We start from the raw sequence: 14437 nt of genomic DNA on the forward strand, positions 1-14437 counted from the left end.
ATTACTCGATGATCTTGGCGACGACGCCTGCGCCGACGGTGCGGCCGCCCTCACGGATGGCGAAGCGCAGGCCTTCTTCCATCGCGATCGGGTTGATCAGCTTGACCGTGATGCTCACGTTGTCGCCCGGCATCACCATCTCCTTGTCCTTGGGCAGCTCCACCGCGCCCGTCACGTCCGTCGTGCGGAAGTAGAACTGGGGACGGTAGTTGTTGAAGAACGGCGTGTGACGGCCGCCCTCTTCCTTGCTCAGGACGTAGATCTCGGCGGTGAAGTGGGTGTGCGGCTTGACCGACCCGGGCTTGCACAGCACCTGGCCGCGCTGCACGTCTTCGCGCTTGGTGCCGCGCAGCAGGATGCCGACGTTGTCTCCGGCCTGGCCCTGGTCAAGCAGCTTGCGGAACATCTCGACGCCGGTGCAGGTGGTCTTCTGCGTGGCGCTGATGCCGACGATCTCGATTTCCTCGCCGACCTTGACGATGCCGCGCTCGACACGTCCGGTGACGACGGTGCCGCGACCGGAGATGGAGAACACGTCTTCCACCGGCATCAGGAAGGCACCGTCCACCGCGCGCTCGGGCGTGGGAATGTAGCTGTCGAGCGCTTCGGCCAGCTTCAGGATGGCCAGTTCGCCGAGTTCGCCCTTGTCGCCTTCGAGGGCGAGCTTGGCCGAGCCGTGCACGATGGGCGTGGCGTCACCGGGGAACTCGTACTTGTCGAGCAGTTCGCGCACTTCCATCTCCACCAGCTCGAGGAGCTCGGCGTCGTCGACCATGTCGCACTTGTTCAGGAAGACGATGATGTAGGGCACGCCCACCTGACGCGCCAGCAGGATGTGCTCGCGGGTCTGCGGCATCGGGCCGTCGGCGGCCGAGCACACCAGGATCGCGCCGTCCATCTGCGCCGCTCCGGTGATCATGTTCTTCACGTAGTCGGCGTGCCCGGGGCAGTCGACGTGCGCGTAGTGGCGGTTGGCAGTCTCGTATTCGACGTGCGCGGTGTTGATCGTGATGCCGCGCGCCTTCTCTTCGGGCGCCGCGTCGATCTGGTCGTACGCCTTGGCCTCGCCACCGAACTTCGCCGACAGAATGGTCGTGATCGCCGCCGTCAGCGTCGTCTTCCCATGGTCCACGTGTCCAATCGTCCCAACGTTCACGTGCGGCTTGGTCCGCTCAAATTTGCTCTTAGCCATNGTGATCGCCGCCGTCAGCGTCGTCTTCCCATGGTCCACGTGTCCAATCGTCCCAACGTTCACGTGCGGCTTGGTCCGCTCAAATTTGCTCTTAGCCATCTCGATCTCCTGAAGGTCGCGGGTGACAGTTGCTTGAGAGTGCCTGCGAAAGTGGTGCCCATGGCGCGGATCGAACGCGCGACCTCTCCCTTACCAAGGGAGTGCTCTACCACTGAGCCACATGGGCATCGATACTGGTCTGCGCCCGGCTCGCCAGAACCAAGGCACACATCACTACCGACCGCCGAACCTTCTCGCCGCCCGAAGGCCCGCAAACCCGAAGAACTGTGGAGCGGGAGACGGGAATCGAACCCGCGTCATTAGCTTGGAAGGCTAGGGTTCTACCATTGAACTACTCCCGCCCTGGGAGTCGCTGCCTCGACCGGCGCAGCCAGCGCATCACACGGTTTTGAAGCCCCGAAGGACCACGACACACTCAAACGAACGAACAGTTCGCCCTGGTGGAGGAGGCTGGATTCGAACCAGCGTAGGCGTAAGCCAACAGATTTACAGTCTGCCCCCTTTAGCCACTCGGGCACCCCTCCGGGACGAGCCCGCGACTATATCACGCCAACCGCGCCTCACAAGCTCGTCCCACCACCGATCAGGCCCGGGAATCCGCCGGCAGCGACCAGTCGATCGGCCGTCCGGCGGCGGCCAGAAAGTCCGCCGCCGCGGAGAAATGGCCGCAGCCGATGAAGGGCACCGGCGGCCGGCGCGCCGACAGCGGCGACGGATGGTTGGCCTTCCAGAGCCGATGCGGTCCACCGGCCGCCGCGATCAGGCCGGCCTTGGCCTGCGCATGCGCGCCCCACAGCAGGAATGCCACCGGCAAAGGCTGCGCGGCCACGGCTTCTATCAATTTGTCAGTGAGCGCTTCCCATCCGAATTTCCAATGGCTGGCTGGCATTCCGTCTTCAACAGACAGGCTGGTGTTGAGCAGCAGCACACCGCGCCGCGCCCACGGCACCAGGCTGCCGGACGCCGGTGGGGGCTGGCCGAGGTCGCGCTGCAGTTCCTTGAAGACGTTGGCCAGGCTCGGCGGCGGCCGGACGCCGGGCGGCACCGAGAACGCCAGGCCCTCGGCTTGCCCCGGGCCGTGATACGGGTCCTGTCCGAGGATCACGACCCGCACCGAAGCCAGCGGCGTCAACGCCAGCGCGCGCAGCGGCTCGGGCGGGTAGACCGTGGCGCCGGCCTGCACCCGGCCATCTACGCGCTCGATCAGCGCGCGGCCTGTCGCGCTGCCGCGGAACGACTCCGTGACAGGCCGCCAGTCGCCGCCGACAGCGTCGAAGGACTGCCCCAGCGGCAGCGTCAGGCGCGGAGCATCCGGCGCCGCCAACCGGGACCTCAGCCGAACAACGCGCCCAGCGCGGCGCCCGGATCAGGCGCGCGCATGAAGGCCTCGCCGACCAGGAAGGCGTGGACGTTCGCGTCGCGCATGCGCCGCACATCGGCCGGCGCGAGGATGCCGCTCTCGGTGATCAGCAGGCGATCGGGCGGCACCCGCGGCAGCAGGTCGAGCGTCGTGTCGAGCGTGACTTCGAAGCTGCGCAGGTTGCGGTTGTTGATGCCGACCAGCGGCGTCTTCAGTCGCAGCGCGCGGTCGAGCTCGACGCCGTCGTGCACCTCGACCAGCACCGCCATGCCGAGCGACTGCGCCACGGCCTCCAGGTCGGCCATCTGCGCATCGGCCAGGCAGGCGGCGATCAGCAGGATGCAGTCGGCGCCCATCTCGCGCGCCTCGAACACCTGGTAATCGTCGACCATGAAGTCCTTGCGCAGCACCGGCAGCGGGCAGGCGGTCCGGGCCTGCTGCAGGTAGGCGACCGCCCCCTGGAAGAAACGCTCGTCGGTCAGCACCGACAGGCAGGCTGCGCCGTGTCGCGCATAGCTGGCAGCGATCTCGGCCGGCACGAAATGCTCGCGCAGCACGCCCTTGCTGGGGCTGGCCTTCTTGACCTCGGCGATCACCGCGGCGCGGCCCGCGGCGATCCGGCCGCGCAGGCCCCCGGCGAAGTCGCGCAGGTCGGCCCGCCGTTCGGCCGACTCGGCATCGGCGCGCAGCGACGCCAGCGAGCGCCGGCCCTTCGCGGCCGCGATCTCCTCGCGCTTCACCGCGACGATCTTCTCCAGGATGTCGCCGCCGCTCACGCCACGGCCCCCTTGAGCCGGCGCGTCGTCGCGACGAAGCGCTCCAGCGTCTTCGCGGCGGCACCCGAGGCCACCGCCTCGCGCGCCCTCAGCACACCGTCGGCCACCGAGTCCGCGACATCGGCGGCATACAGCGCTGCTCCGGCATTGAGCAGCACGATGTCGCGCACCGGGCCGTCCTCGTTGGACAGCGCGCGGCGGATGCAGCCGACCGACTCGTCCTTGCTCGCGACCTTCAGCACCCGCGTGTCGTGGACCGGCAGGCCGAAGTCGCTGGGGTGCACGGTGTACTCGCGCACCTCGCCGTCCTTCAGCTCGCCGATCAGCGTCTCGCCGGACAGCGAGATCTCGTCCATGCCGTTCATGCCGTACACCACCAGCACGTGGCGCGAGCCCAGGCGCTGCAGCACGCGCACCTGGATGCCCACCAAGTCTGGGTGGAACACGCCCATCAACTGGTTCGGCGCACTCGCCGGATTGGTGAGCGGCCCGAGGATGTTGAAGATCGTGCGCACGCCGAGTTCCTTGCGCACCGGGCCGGCGTGCTTCATCGCCGGGTGGTGATTGGGCGCGAACATGAAGCCGATGCCGGTCTCGGCCAGGCACTCGGCCACCTGCTGCGGCGTGAGGTCGATGCTCGCGCCCAGCGCCTCCAGCACGTCGGCGCTGCCCGAGGTCGACGACACGCTGCGGCCGCCGTGCTTGGCCACACGCGCACCCGCCGCGGCCGCGACGAACATCGCCGTGGTGGAGATGTTGAAGGTGTGCGCCGCGTCGCCGCCGGTGCCGCACAGGTCGACCAGACCGGCGGTGTCGGCCACCGCCACCGGCGTCGCGAATTCGCGCATCACGGTGGCTGCCGCGACGATCTCGCCGATCGTCTCCTTCTTGACGCGCAGGCCCACGGCCAGCGCGGCGATCATCACCGGCGACATCTCGCCGTTCATGATGCGCCGCATCAGGTGCAGCATCTCGTCGTGGAAGATCTCGCGGTGCTCGATCGTCCGTTGCAGGGCGGCGGTGTCGGTGATCATGCGACCTCCCGCCGGGCCGTCCCAAGAGAGGTCGCCGCCCCAAGGGTCACGAAGGGGCCCGTGCGCAGCCCTTGGGGCAGCGAACGGCAGTGAGCGTGGGGGATGTTCATCTAGCGCGCTCCCTCGAGGAAATTCTTCAGCATCGCGTGGCCGTGCTCGGTCAGGATCGATTCGGGATGGAACTGCACCCCCTCGATCGGCAGCGTGCGGTGGCGCACGCCCATGATCTCGCCGTCGGGCGTCGTCGCGCTCACCGCCAGCTCGGCCGGCAGCGTCTCGCGCTCGATCGCCAGAGAGTGGTAGCGGATCACGTTGAAGCGCTCCGGCAGGTTCGCGAACACGCCGTGCCGGTCGGTCGAGATCTCGCTCGCCTTGCCGTGCATCTGCACCTGAGCCCGCACGATGCGCCCACCCAGCGCCGCACCGATCGCCTGATGCCCCAGGCACACGCCCAGGATCGGCAACCTGCCCGCGAAGTGGCGGATCGATTCGACGCAGATGCCGGCCTCGGCCGGCGAGCAGGGCCCGGGCGACAGCACCAGGCGGTCGGGCCGCAGCGCCTCGATCTCGGCGAGCGAGATCTCGTCGTTGCGGAACACCTTCACCTCCTCGCCGAGCTCGGCGAAGTACTGCACCAGGTTGAAGGTGAAGCTGTCGTAGTTGTCGATCATCAGGAGCATGTCAGAAGCCCTCCTCGACCAGCTCCGCCGCGCGCAGCACCGCGCGCGCCTTGTGCTCGGTTTCCTTCCACTCCAGCTCGGGCACCGAGTCGGCCACGATGCCGGCCGCCGCCTGCACGTAGAGCACGTTGTCCTTGACGATGCCGGTGCGGATCGCGATCGCCACGTCCATGTCGCCGGCGAAGCTGAGGTAGCCGCAGGCGCCGCCGTAGATGCCGCGCTGCACCGGCTCGAGCTCGTCGATGATCTCCATCGCGCGGATCTTGGGCGCACCGCTCAGCGTGCCGGCCGGGAAGGTGGCGCGCAGCACGTCCATGTTGGTGGTGCCCGGCTTCAGCAGCCCTTCGACGTTGCTGACGATGTGCATCACGTGCGAGTAGCGCTCGACCGCGAACGCCTCGGTCACCTTGACCGAACCGGTCTGCGCGATGCGGCCGATGTCGTTGCGCGCCAGGTCGATCAGCATCAGGTGCTCGGCGCGCTCCTTCGGGTCGGCCAGCAGTTCGGCCTCGATTTCGAGGTCGCGCTCCGGCGTGGCGCCCCGCGGGCGGGTGCCGGCCAGGGGACGGATGGTCAGCTTCTGGCCTTCGGGCACCTGCTCGTGGCGCACCAGGATCTCCGGCGAGGCGCCGACGATCTGGAACTCGCCCATGTCGTAGAAGTACATGTAGGGCGAAGGATTCATCGAGCGCAGCGCGCGGTACAGCGACAGCGGGCTCTCGGTGTAGCGCTTGCGCAGGCGCTGGCCGAACACGATCTGCATGCAGTCGCCGGCCGCGATGTACTCCTTGCAGCGCAGCACCGCGGCCTCGTAGTCGACGCGCGCGAACTCGCGCTCCACCGCGTGCGAGGCGCCGCGCTTCACGGCCGGCGCGGTGACGCTGTAGCGCAGCTGGTCGTTCAGCTCGGCCAGCCGCTTCTTGCCGCGGAAGTAGGCCTCGGGCTGCGACGGGTCGGCGTAGACGATCAGGTAGAGCCGACCCGAGAGGTTGTCGATGACCGCCAGCTCTTCGCACTGCAGCAGCAGGATGTCGGGCGTGCCGATGCCGCCCTCGCGCCGCGCGCCGGCGAGCTTGGGCTCCATGAAGCGCACCGCCTCGTAGCCGAAGTAGCCGGCCAGCCCGCCGCAGAAGCGCGGCAGCCCGGGGCGCAGCGCCACCTTGAAGCGGCGCTGGTAGGCCTCGATGAAGTCGAGCGGGTTGCCGTGGTGCGTCTCGACCACCTGGCCGTCGGTCACCACCTCGCAGTGCTCGCCGGTGGCGCGCAGCAGCGTGCGCGCGGGCAGGCCGATGAAGGAGTAGCGCCCGAAGCGCTCACCGCCCACCACCGACTCGAGCAGGAAGCTCCGCGGCCGGCCGCCGGCCAGCTTGAGGTACAGCGACAGCGGGGTTTCCAGATCGGCGAGCGCCTCGCCGATCAACGGGATTCGGTTGTGGCCCTGCTCGGCCAGGCTCTTGAATTCGAGTTCGGTGATCACGTCGGGGCCCTCCGTGGCCCAGGCCCACCCGGGAGCGGGCGGCCGCGCAAACAAGACATCGGGTGGCTGCAGGGGCCGGCGTGAAACCACCGGTCAGGTGCAGCGTCGCGGGTCAGCTGGCCCGGCGACGCCAGGGCCAGGCTCCCCGGTCGTGAGACCCCGTGATGTGCTTGCGCGACATGAACATGAAGCCAGTCTAGCAGGCGCCACGCGCCGGAGTCCGGCCGCCGCGGGGCGCACGATCGAGCACCAGTTCATCGATCCGGTCGACATAGCCGTCCGCGTCGACACCGCGCACCGGTTCGCCGTGGTTGTAGCCGTAGGTCACCAGCACCACCGGACAGCCCGCCGCGCGCGCCGCCTGTGCGTCGTTGCTCGAATCCCCCAGCATCAGCGTCTGCGCCGGCGCCGTACCTAGCGCGGCGCAGGTGCGCAGCAGCGGCAACGGATCGGGTTTCTTGCGCTCGAAGGCATCGCCGCCGAAGACGTGCACGAAGTGGCGCGACAGGCCCTTGCGCTCGAGCAGCGCCTGGGCAAAGGCCTGCGGCTTGTTGGTCAGGCAGGCCAGGCGCAGGCCGGCGTCGCCCAGGCGTTGCAGGCCCTCGGCGGCGCCGGGATAGACCGCGGCGTGCTCACCGTTGATCGCCGCGTAATGGTGCTGATAGCGGGCCCAGGCACTCTCGTACAAGGCTGCGGCGGCGCCCACCTGCGCCAGCGTGCGGGCGATCAGGTGCTCCGACCCCTTGCCGACGGTGCGCTCCACGAAGCCACGGTCGACCCGCGGCGACGCCAGATCACCCAGCATGAGGTCGAGCGCCACGACGAAGTCACCGAGCGTGTCGACCAGGGTGCCGTCGAGGTCGACGATCGCGGCCTCGAGCCCCTCGGGCCTGGTATGAAGCGGTGGCAAGTGCAGCCTCGGAGAGAAAGTCGGGACGCCATTGTGCGGGCCGCTCCCCAGCGCCGTTGTCGGCCGACAACGCCCGGCCTTGCGGCGATGCACCTCTGCGGTGCTCTGGATCAGGACAACCCGGGTATTCCGCCCGGGAGTGTTTCATTGCGGCGCAGCATTGCTTTGTTGCATCGCAACATGGAGCAATCGCACTCCGTTTCCACAGGGTCTTCTCCAGCATGAGTAACAGGCGCCAACCCGGCACATTCGAAGCTCGAGCTTGAATCGTTCCGTTGGTCGTGTCGTCATGAGCGCAGAAACCGCCCTGTTGTTTCCCCCGATCGAAAAGCCCTATCTCGTGCTCCTCGAACCCGCGTCGGGGCGGGCCGCGGCCTATGACGCCCAGAACCGCCTGCTGACCGACAGCGCCAGCGAGCGGCTGGTGGCCTTCGCGCTGGAGCGCCACGTCCACAGCGAGTACTGGGACGACCTGAAAGACCTGGGCATGCCGCGCCAGCGGCCGAGCTGGGCGCCGGGCGACAACCTCAGCGGCTGCACGCTCTACTGGCTGCGCAACGGCTGGTCCAAGTTCCGCGACCTGCTCGACACGCCGGACGCCTGAGGCCCGCGGCGCCTGCCCCCGCGCCGGATCAGGCGGCGAGCCGCGCCCGCATCGCGTCGATCACTGCCTTGTAGTCCGGCTGGCCGAAGATCGCGCTGCCGGCGACGAAGGTGTCGGCTCCAGCCTCGGCCGCGGCACGGATGTTGTCGGTCTTGATGCCACCGTCCACCTCGAGGCGGATGTCGCGGCCGCTGGCATCGATCAGCTGGCGCACCTGAGCCAACTTCTTCAGCGTCGACGGGATGAAGCTCTGCCCGCCGAAGCCGGGGTTCACGCTCATCAGCAGCACCAGGTCGACCTTGTCGATCACCCACTCCAGCACGTCGAGCGAGGCCGCCGGGTTGAACACCAGGCCGGCCTGGCAGCCGGCGTCCCTGATCAACTGCAGCGTACGGTCCACGTGGGTGCTGGCGTCGGGGTGGAAGCTCACCACGTCGGCGCCGGCCTTCGCGAAGGCCTGCGCCAGCGCGTCGACCGGCTGCACCATCAGGTGCACGTCGATCGGCACGCGCACCCCGGCCGCCGTGACCGCGTGCTTGCGCAGCGCCTCGCAGACCATCGGCCCGAAGGTCAGGTTGGGCACGTAATGGTTGTCCATCACGTCGAAGTGGATCCAGTCGGCGCCGGCGGCGATGACGTCCTTCACCTCCTCGCCCAGGCGGGCGAAGTCGGCCGACAGCAGGCTCGGGGCGATACGGCAGGTGCGGTTCTGGGACATGGCGGCGGTCGGTCACGGGGGTCGGCGTGCGCCGATTCTAGGGAGCGCGGTCGCCAGCCCCGTGCCCGCGCGAATCGGCATCAGCCCGCATAGCCACACACCGTCCTGCTGGCTACGCTCCGTGGCGCTCCATCACACCGCCCATGCAACGCCCCGCCCTCCGCCCCGCTCGCGGCCCCAACCCGGCCGAGATGAACGCCGTGCTCGCGCATTGCCATGCCGGCCGCTGGCCGGAAGCCGAGGCCGCGGCCTCGCGGCTGCTGAAGAGCCATCCGCAGGACGTGGCCCTGCACAACCTGCACGGCACGGCCTGCTCGGAGCAGCTCAAGCTCGACGCGGCGGCGGCGAGCTTCCGCAAGGCCGCGGCGCTGGCGCCGCAATCGGCCGAGCTGCTGTTCAACCTCGCCGCCACCTGCGGGCGCCTGGGGCGGCTCGACGAGGCCGTGGCCGCCTACCGGCGTGCCGTCGCGCTGAAGCCCGACTTCACGGTCGCGCACTACAACCTCGGCACCGCGCTCAAGGACCTGCAGCGCCTCGACGAGGCCGCCGACAGCCTGGTCCGTGCCGTGACGCTGCAGCCGGGCTACGCGGCCGCGCACGCGAACCTCGGCGCCGTGCGCCAGGCCCAGGGCCATCTCGAAGACGCCGTCGCGTGCTATCGCACCGCGCTCGCGATCACCCCCACGGCCAGGGTGCACCTGAGCCTCGCCTCGGCGCTGCGTGCGCACGGCCTGCTCGACGCCGCGGCCGCCAGCCTGCGCGACGCGCTGGCGCTGGACCCGGCCTACGCCGACGCCCACAACAATCTCGGCGAGACGCTGTGGGACCAGGGCCGCGTCGACGACGCGCTGGCCAGCTACCGCGCCGCGCTCGGCCTGGCGGCCGCTCACCCCGAGGCCAACTACAACCTCGGCGTGCTGCTCCAGGCCGCAGGGCAATGGGGCGATGCCATCGCCTGCTTCGAGCGTTCAAGGCTGCGCGACTGGCAGGAGCGGCGCCTCTACTGCCTGTACAAGACCGAACGCTACGACGACTTCCGCACTGCGCTCGCGCCGATGCTGGCCGCGGGCCCGCACCGCTCGCCCTTCCTCGCCACGCTGTCGGCGCACCACGCTGCGAACTTTGCCGAGCCCGACCCCTACGGCTTCTGCCGCACGCCGCTCGATTTCGTGCGGCACGGACGCATCGACGCGCTGGCGGCGCCCGACAGCCCGCTCGTCGCCGCGCTGCTGCGCGACATCGAACATGCGGAGATCGCTGAACGCAAGCAGGGCCGCCTGCACCACGGCATCCAGTCGGCCGGCAACCTGTTCAAGCGCCCCGAGGACTCGTTCCGCCGCCTCGCGGCGCTGATCGGGCAGGCCGTCGTCGCCTACCGCGCGCAGTGGGCCGGCGCCGATTGCGAGTACGCGCGCGCCTTCCCCGCCGAGCCCGTGTTCAGCAGCTCGTGGTACGTGAAGATGCGCCAGGGCGGCCACCTCACCTCTCACATCCACGAGACCGGGTGGCTGAGCGGCGTGGTGTACCTGGCGCTCCCGCCGCGCGCCGAAGGCAGCGAGGACGGCTGCATCGAGTTCAGCACCGACGGCGATGGCTATCCGCGCCGGCACGAGCGCTTTCCCCGCCGCGTGCTCGCGCCGCAGGTCGGCGACATCGTGCTGTTCCCGTCGTCGCTGTTCCACCGCACCGTTCCCTTCAGCGCGGACGCCGACCGCGTCTGCATCGCCTTCGATATCGCGCCCGGACCCTGACACCGCCACTCGCGGCAGCCCGGTCCCTAGAATCCGTGGCATGGCACGCCCCGAGTTCACCGTCAGCGTCATCGCACGCTACCTGCCCGAGCAATCGGCCCCCGAGCAACAGGCCTACGCGTTCTCGTACTCGGTGACCATCGTCAACAGCGGCGATGTGTCCGCCCAGCTGATCGGCCGCCACTGGCTGATCACCGACGCGAGCGGCGCCCGGCAGGAAGTGCGCGGCCTGGGCGTGCTCGGCCAGCAGCCGCTGCTGCAGCCCGGTGAGCAGTTCGAGTACCAGAGCTGGGCCCGCATCGCCGCGCCGCGCGGCCAGATGCAGGGCAGCTACTACTGCATGAGCGCCGAGGCCCAGGCCTTCGAGGCCGCGATTCCGACGTTCGAGCTGTCGCAGCACTCGGCGCTGCATTGACGCGGCCGCGCTTGGACACGCCCCGCTTGCGGCGCAAGCCCACCGGCCGACGTGGCTGGGACCTCACCGCGCTGCTCAACGCGGCCGATCCGCGCGCCAGCCTGCCGGAGCGCCACCTGTGGCTGGTGCGCCTGGTCGAATGGCTGCGCCACCCGGCGCGCACGCGCGAGGAGCTGTCCGGCGACGCCGCCGAACCGGTCTCCGAGGTCACGCTGCTGCCGCTGCGGCGGCTGAAGCACCTGCTCAACGTGCTCGACCGCAACCCCGAGCCGCGTGCCGACGTGGTCGGGCTGCTGCGCGCCTTCCGCAGCGAGATCGACCTGGCTGCCTTGCTGGCCGACTTCGGCTTCGCGCAGCGGGTGGCCGTGTTCAGCGAGTTCGGCGACCGGATGCGCGCGCGCTTCCTGCCCGCCACGCCAGCCACCGCCGACCTCGCGCAGCTGTTCGGCCTGCTGTTCAGCGATCCGCGCGACACCGACTGGCTGGCCGCGATCGACGACGCCACGCTGGCGCGCCTGGCCGCCCTGTTCGCCGAAGCCCGGCCGGTGGCCGAGCCGCCGCTCGGCTGGCGCGCGCCGTTCTTCGACGCACTGCTGATCCTGGCCTCGCAGGTCGGCGCCACCGGCGCCACCGGCGCAGTGCGCCAGCGCATGAGCGCCGAGCTGCTGGTCGACAAGCCCTTCCGCCAGTTGCTGCGGGCGGCCGAGCGGCTGTGCGAGGCGGCCGAGACCGGCGACGAGGCGGCACTGTTGCGCGAGGCCCAGTACCTGCGCGCGCTGCTCGATGCCTGCCGCCGGGCCGCCGCCAGCGTGAGCCAGCACCTGGAGGAACACGGCGTGTCGGTCGACCTGGTGTTCCAGGTCGACCAGCTGCGCGCGCGCACCGTGCGCATCGAGGCGCTGCTGGCCTGTGCGCTGGCGCCGGCCGGCTCGCGCGAGCGCGAGCTGGTGCACCTGGTGGCCGGCCTGGCCCGCGTGGCGTCCGAGCGGCGCAGCATCCGCGCGCTGTTCGCGCGCCAGTACTCGATGCTGGCGCGCAAGGTCGCCGAGCGCAGCGCCGAGACCGGCGAGCATTACATCACCCGCACCCGCGGCGAGTGGTGGGCGATGCTGCGCAAGGCGCTCGGTGGCGGGGCGGTGCTGGCCGGCACCACCTTCCTGAAGTTCTTCGTGCTCGCGCTCGGGCTGTCGGCCTTCTGGGCCGGCTTCGGCGCAGGGCTCAACTACGCGGCGAGCTTCGTGCTCATCTACCTGCTGCACTGGACCGTGGCCACCAAGCAGCCGGCGATGACCGCACCGGCCATGGCCGCGAAGCTCGACGACGTCGGCAACGACGCGGCCCTGGAGGACTTCGTCGACGAGGTCGCGCACCTGATCCGCTCGCAGGCCGCCGGCATCGTGGGCAACCTGGCCATGGTGGCGCCGGTGGTGCTGGGCGTGCAGTGGCTCGCGAAGCAGGCCTTCGGCGCGCCGCTGGTCGGCGTGCTGGACGCCGAGCACGTGCTGAACAGCCTCACGCTGCTCGGGGCCACACCGTTCTACGCGGCCTTCACCGGCGTGCTGCTGTTCGCCTCCAGCCTGTTCGGCGGCTGGGCCGAGAACTGGTTCGTGCTGCACCAGCTCGACAGCGCGATCCGCTGGAACCCGCGCATCCTCTCGCGGCTGGGCGCGCCGCGCGCCGAGCGCTGGTCGCGCTGGTGGCGCGCCAACATCTCGGGCCTGGTGGCCAACATCTCGCTCGGCCTGATGCTCGGCATCGTGCCGGTGCTCGCCACCTTCTTCGCGCTGCCGCTGGACGTGCGCCACGTGACGCTGTCGACCGGGCAGATCGCCGCGGCGCTCGGTGCGCTCGGGATGCAGGCGCTGCAGGAGCCGGCGTTCTGGTGGTGCGTCGCCGCGATCCCGCTGACCGGTGCGCTGAACCTCGGCGTGAGCTTCTTCCTGGCGTTCAAGGTGGCGATGCGATCGCGCGGCATCCGCGTGGCCGACCGCTCGCGCATCTACGCCGCGCTGCGGCGCCGCCTGCGCACCCGCTTCATCAGTTTCCTGCTGCCACCCCGCGGCACCGCGCGGGCCGGCGAGCCTCGTGAAAACACGTGAGGGCGTGTGAGCCTCAGGCTGGCGGCGGCAGCGTGGGCGGATCGCCCGCCGATCGCGCTGGCGCTTCGTCTTCCGGCGGCGCGGTGCGCTCGCCGCCGCGGCGACCCGAGAACATCGTCCACCAGACGATGAAGACCAAGCAGGCCAGCGCGGCCAGTGCCTCCAGCAGAAGGAGTCCCATGTTCGTGAAGAAGATCCTGGCGCCACGGTGGCTGTTGGCCGGGATGGTAGGCGCACTGGCCGCCTGCAGCACGCCGCTGCCACCCGGCCCGAGCCCGGCCCCGACCTCGCCGCCGGCGGCACCGGTCCCGGCAGCCCCCGCTGGCACGGGTCTGCCGCCGGTGCTGCGCGAGAACGCGCGCTGGCAACCGGTGCCGTGGAGCGACCTGCCCGGCTGGGAGGCCGACGCCACGGTGCGCGCCTGGCCGGCGCTGCTGGCCGGCTGCGCGAAGCCGGCCCCCGGCTGGGCCGCCGCCTGCGCCAGCGCCAAGGCGCTCGACGCGCCCGACGACACCCGCGTGCGTGCCTGGCTGCAGCGCACGCTGACGCCCTACCGCGTCACCGCGCTCGACGGTCGCGGCGACGGCCTCGCGACCGGCTACTTCGAGCCGCTGGTCGCCGCTTCGCGCCAGCGCAGCAGGAGCCACGGCGTGCCGCTCTACGCCGCGCCGCCGAACCTGGCGCTGCGCAAGCCCTGGTACACGCGCGCCGAGATCGAGACGCTGCCGGCGGCGCGCGCCGCCCTGAAGGGACGCGAGATCGCCTGGGTCGCCGATCCGCTGGACGCGTTGCTGCTGCAGGTGCAGGGCTCGGGCCGGCTCGCGATCACCGAGCCCGACGGCCGCCGGCAGACCGTGCGGCTCGCCTACGGCGGCCACAACGACCAGCCCTACCAGTCGGTCGGCCGCTGGCTGGTCGAGCGCGGTGCGTTCACGCTGGAGCAGGCCTCGTGGCCGGCGATCAAGGCCTGGGCGAGAGCCAACCCCGGCCGCGTGTCCGAGATGCTGGCCGCGAACCCGCGCTACGTGTTCTTTCGCGAGGAGCCGCTGACCGATCCGTCGATCGGCGCGGTCGGCGCGCAGGGCGTGCCGCTGACGCCGGGCCGCTCGATCGCGGTCGATCCGCGGGCCATCCCCTACGGCACGCCGGTGTGGCTCGACACCACCGAGCCACAGCCCTGGAGCCCGACGCCGCCGCCGCCGCGGCCGCTGCAGCGCCTGGTGCTGGCCCAGGACACCGGCAGCGCCATCACCGGCGCGGTGCGCGCCGACTACTACTGGGGCTGGGCCGAGGGCGCCGAGGACCGCGCCGGCCGCATGAAGCAGCCGCTGCGGATGTGGGTGCTGTGGCCGCGGCCCTGA

14 protein-coding genes, 3 tRNA genes and 1 pseudogene are annotated in these 14437 nt (G+C 70.5%); 5 read left to right on the forward strand and 13 right to left on the reverse strand.

Annotated elements, in window-relative coordinates:
• Position 1 precedes the first annotated feature (1 nt).
• From tuf to gph, 11 genes and pseudogenes are all read right to left on the reverse strand, one after another.
• The gene (gene tuf / locus ASC67_RS08975) at positions 2-1192 is read right to left on the reverse strand and encodes an elongation factor Tu (protein ID WP_056320673.1); all 1191 of its coding nucleotides are present in this window, start codon (positions 1190-1192) and stop codon (positions 2-4) included.
• Position 1193: 1 nt separating this feature from the next.
• Positions 1194-1291: pseudogene (locus tag ASC67_RS21275) on the reverse strand (GTP-binding protein); the annotation flags it as partial.
• A 52-nt stretch (positions 1292-1343) separates the two neighbouring features.
• Positions 1344-1418: transfer RNA gene (locus tag ASC67_RS08980), tRNA-Thr, on the reverse strand.
• 101 nt (positions 1419-1519) lie between these two features.
• Positions 1520-1593, reverse strand: a tRNA-Gly gene (locus ASC67_RS08985).
• 97 nt (positions 1594-1690) lie between these two features.
• Positions 1691-1776: transfer RNA gene (locus ASC67_RS08990), tRNA-Tyr, on the reverse strand.
• Between the two features lie 59 nt (positions 1777-1835).
• The gene (locus ASC67_RS08995; RefSeq protein WP_082535915.1) at positions 1836-2576 is read right to left on the reverse strand and encodes a uracil-DNA glycosylase; all 741 of its coding nucleotides are present in this window, start codon (positions 2574-2576) and stop codon (positions 1836-1838) included.
• An 8-nt stretch (positions 2577-2584) separates the two neighbouring features.
• Positions 2585-3388 (reverse strand): indole-3-glycerol phosphate synthase TrpC, encoded by an 804-nt coding sequence (trpC, locus tag ASC67_RS09000; protein ID WP_056318322.1) that lies wholly within the window; start codon positions 3386-3388, stop codon positions 2585-2587.
• A complete protein-coding gene (gene trpD / locus ASC67_RS09005) occupies positions 3385-4422 on the reverse strand; it encodes an anthranilate phosphoribosyltransferase (protein WP_056318325.1) in 1038 nt (345 codons plus the stop codon). Before trpD ends, trpC begins: the two co-directional genes overlap by 4 nt.
• A gap of 110 nt (positions 4423-4532) precedes the next feature.
• Positions 4533-5102, reverse strand: coding sequence for an aminodeoxychorismate/anthranilate synthase component II (locus tag ASC67_RS09010; RefSeq protein ID WP_056318328.1), 570 nt, complete (start codon positions 5100-5102; stop codon positions 4533-4535).
• A 1-nt stretch (position 5103) separates the two neighbouring features.
• Positions 5104-6579, reverse strand: coding sequence for an anthranilate synthase component I (gene trpE, locus ASC67_RS09015; RefSeq protein WP_056318331.1), 1476 nt, complete (start codon positions 6577-6579; stop codon positions 5104-5106).
• 196 nt (positions 6580-6775) lie between these two features.
• A complete protein-coding gene (gene gph / locus ASC67_RS09020) occupies positions 6776-7489 on the reverse strand; it encodes a phosphoglycolate phosphatase (RefSeq protein ID WP_235566277.1) in 714 nt (237 codons plus the stop codon).
• Positions 7490-7778: 289 nt separating this feature from the next.
• On the opposite strand from gph, the gene ASC67_RS09025 reads away from it, so the two are divergent.
• Positions 7779-8093: a hypothetical protein gene (locus ASC67_RS09025; RefSeq protein ID WP_056318337.1), complete on the forward strand. Its 315-nt coding sequence runs from the start codon at positions 7779-7781 to the stop codon at positions 8091-8093.
• A gap of 28 nt (positions 8094-8121) precedes the next feature.
• Here the strand turns inward: ASC67_RS09025 and rpe are convergent, their stop codons facing one another.
• The gene (rpe, locus tag ASC67_RS09030; RefSeq protein WP_056318341.1) at positions 8122-8811 is read right to left on the reverse strand and encodes a ribulose-phosphate 3-epimerase; all 690 of its coding nucleotides are present in this window, start codon (positions 8809-8811) and stop codon (positions 8122-8124) included.
• Positions 8812-8954: 143 nt separating this feature from the next.
• On the opposite strand from rpe, the gene ASC67_RS09035 reads away from it, so the two are divergent.
• The 3 genes from ASC67_RS09035 to ASC67_RS09045 are packed head-to-tail and all read left to right on the forward strand — an operon-like array spanning position 8955 to position 13076.
• Positions 8955-10562 (forward strand): tetratricopeptide repeat protein, encoded by a 1608-nt coding sequence (locus ASC67_RS09035; protein WP_056318345.1) that lies wholly within the window; start codon positions 8955-8957, stop codon positions 10560-10562.
• Positions 10563-10602: 40 nt separating this feature from the next.
• The gene (gene apaG / locus ASC67_RS09040; RefSeq protein WP_056318348.1) at positions 10603-10977 is read left to right on the forward strand and encodes a Co2+/Mg2+ efflux protein ApaG; all 375 of its coding nucleotides are present in this window, start codon (positions 10603-10605) and stop codon (positions 10975-10977) included.
• A gap of 11 nt (positions 10978-10988) precedes the next feature.
• Positions 10989-13076, forward strand: coding sequence for a site-specific recombinase (locus ASC67_RS09045; protein WP_235566278.1), 2088 nt, complete (start codon positions 10989-10991; stop codon positions 13074-13076).
• Positions 13077-13089: 13 nt separating this feature from the next.
• On the opposite strand, the gene ASC67_RS20895 is transcribed toward ASC67_RS09045, so the two are convergent.
• Positions 13090-13257, reverse strand: a complete 168-nt coding sequence (locus ASC67_RS20895) for a hypothetical protein (RefSeq protein WP_200946875.1) — start codon at positions 13255-13257, stop codon at positions 13090-13092.
• Between ASC67_RS20895 and ASC67_RS09050 the strand changes: the two genes are divergently transcribed.
• On the forward strand, positions 13256-14437 hold the full coding sequence (locus ASC67_RS09050) for a murein transglycosylase A (protein WP_082535917.1): 1182 nt from the start codon (positions 13256-13258) through the stop codon (positions 14435-14437). The genes ASC67_RS20895 and ASC67_RS09050 overlap by 2 nt on opposite strands.

The organism is Methylibium sp. Root1272 (assembly GCF_001425905.1).
In the GTDB taxonomy this organism is placed as follows: Bacteria; Pseudomonadota; Gammaproteobacteria; order Burkholderiales; family Burkholderiaceae_C; genus Methylibium.

Bases quoted from the DNA above. Each gene is read 5' to 3' on its own strand.
- tuf (WP_056320673.1), bottom strand. From the start codon at position 1,192: ATGGCTAAGAGCAAATTTGAGCGGACCAAGCCGCACGTGAACGTTGGG.
- trpD (WP_056318325.1), bottom strand. From the start codon at position 4,422: ATGATCACCGACACCGCCGCCCTGCAACGGACGATCGAGCACCGCGAG.
- ASC67_RS09010 (WP_056318328.1), bottom strand. From the start codon at position 5,102: ATGCTCCTGATGATCGACAACTACGACAGCTTCACCTTCAACCTGGTG.
- ASC67_RS09025 (WP_056318337.1), top strand. From the start codon at position 7,779: ATGAGCGCAGAAACCGCCCTGTTGTTTCCCCCGATCGAAAAGCCCTAT.
- rpe (WP_056318341.1), bottom strand. From the start codon at position 8,811: ATGTCCCAGAACCGCACCTGCCGTATCGCCCCGAGCCTGCTGTCGGCC.
- ASC67_RS09035 (WP_056318345.1), top strand. From the start codon at position 8,955: ATGCAACGCCCCGCCCTCCGCCCCGCTCGCGGCCCCAACCCGGCCGAG.
- apaG (WP_056318348.1), top strand. From the start codon at position 10,603: ATGGCACGCCCCGAGTTCACCGTCAGCGTCATCGCACGCTACCTGCCC.
- ASC67_RS09050 (WP_082535917.1), top strand. From the start codon at position 13,256: ATGTTCGTGAAGAAGATCCTGGCGCCACGGTGGCTGTTGGCCGGGATG.
- ASC67_RS20895 (WP_200946875.1), bottom strand. From the start codon at position 13,257: ATGGGACTCCTTCTGCTGGAGGCACTGGCCGCGCTGGCCTGCTTGGTC.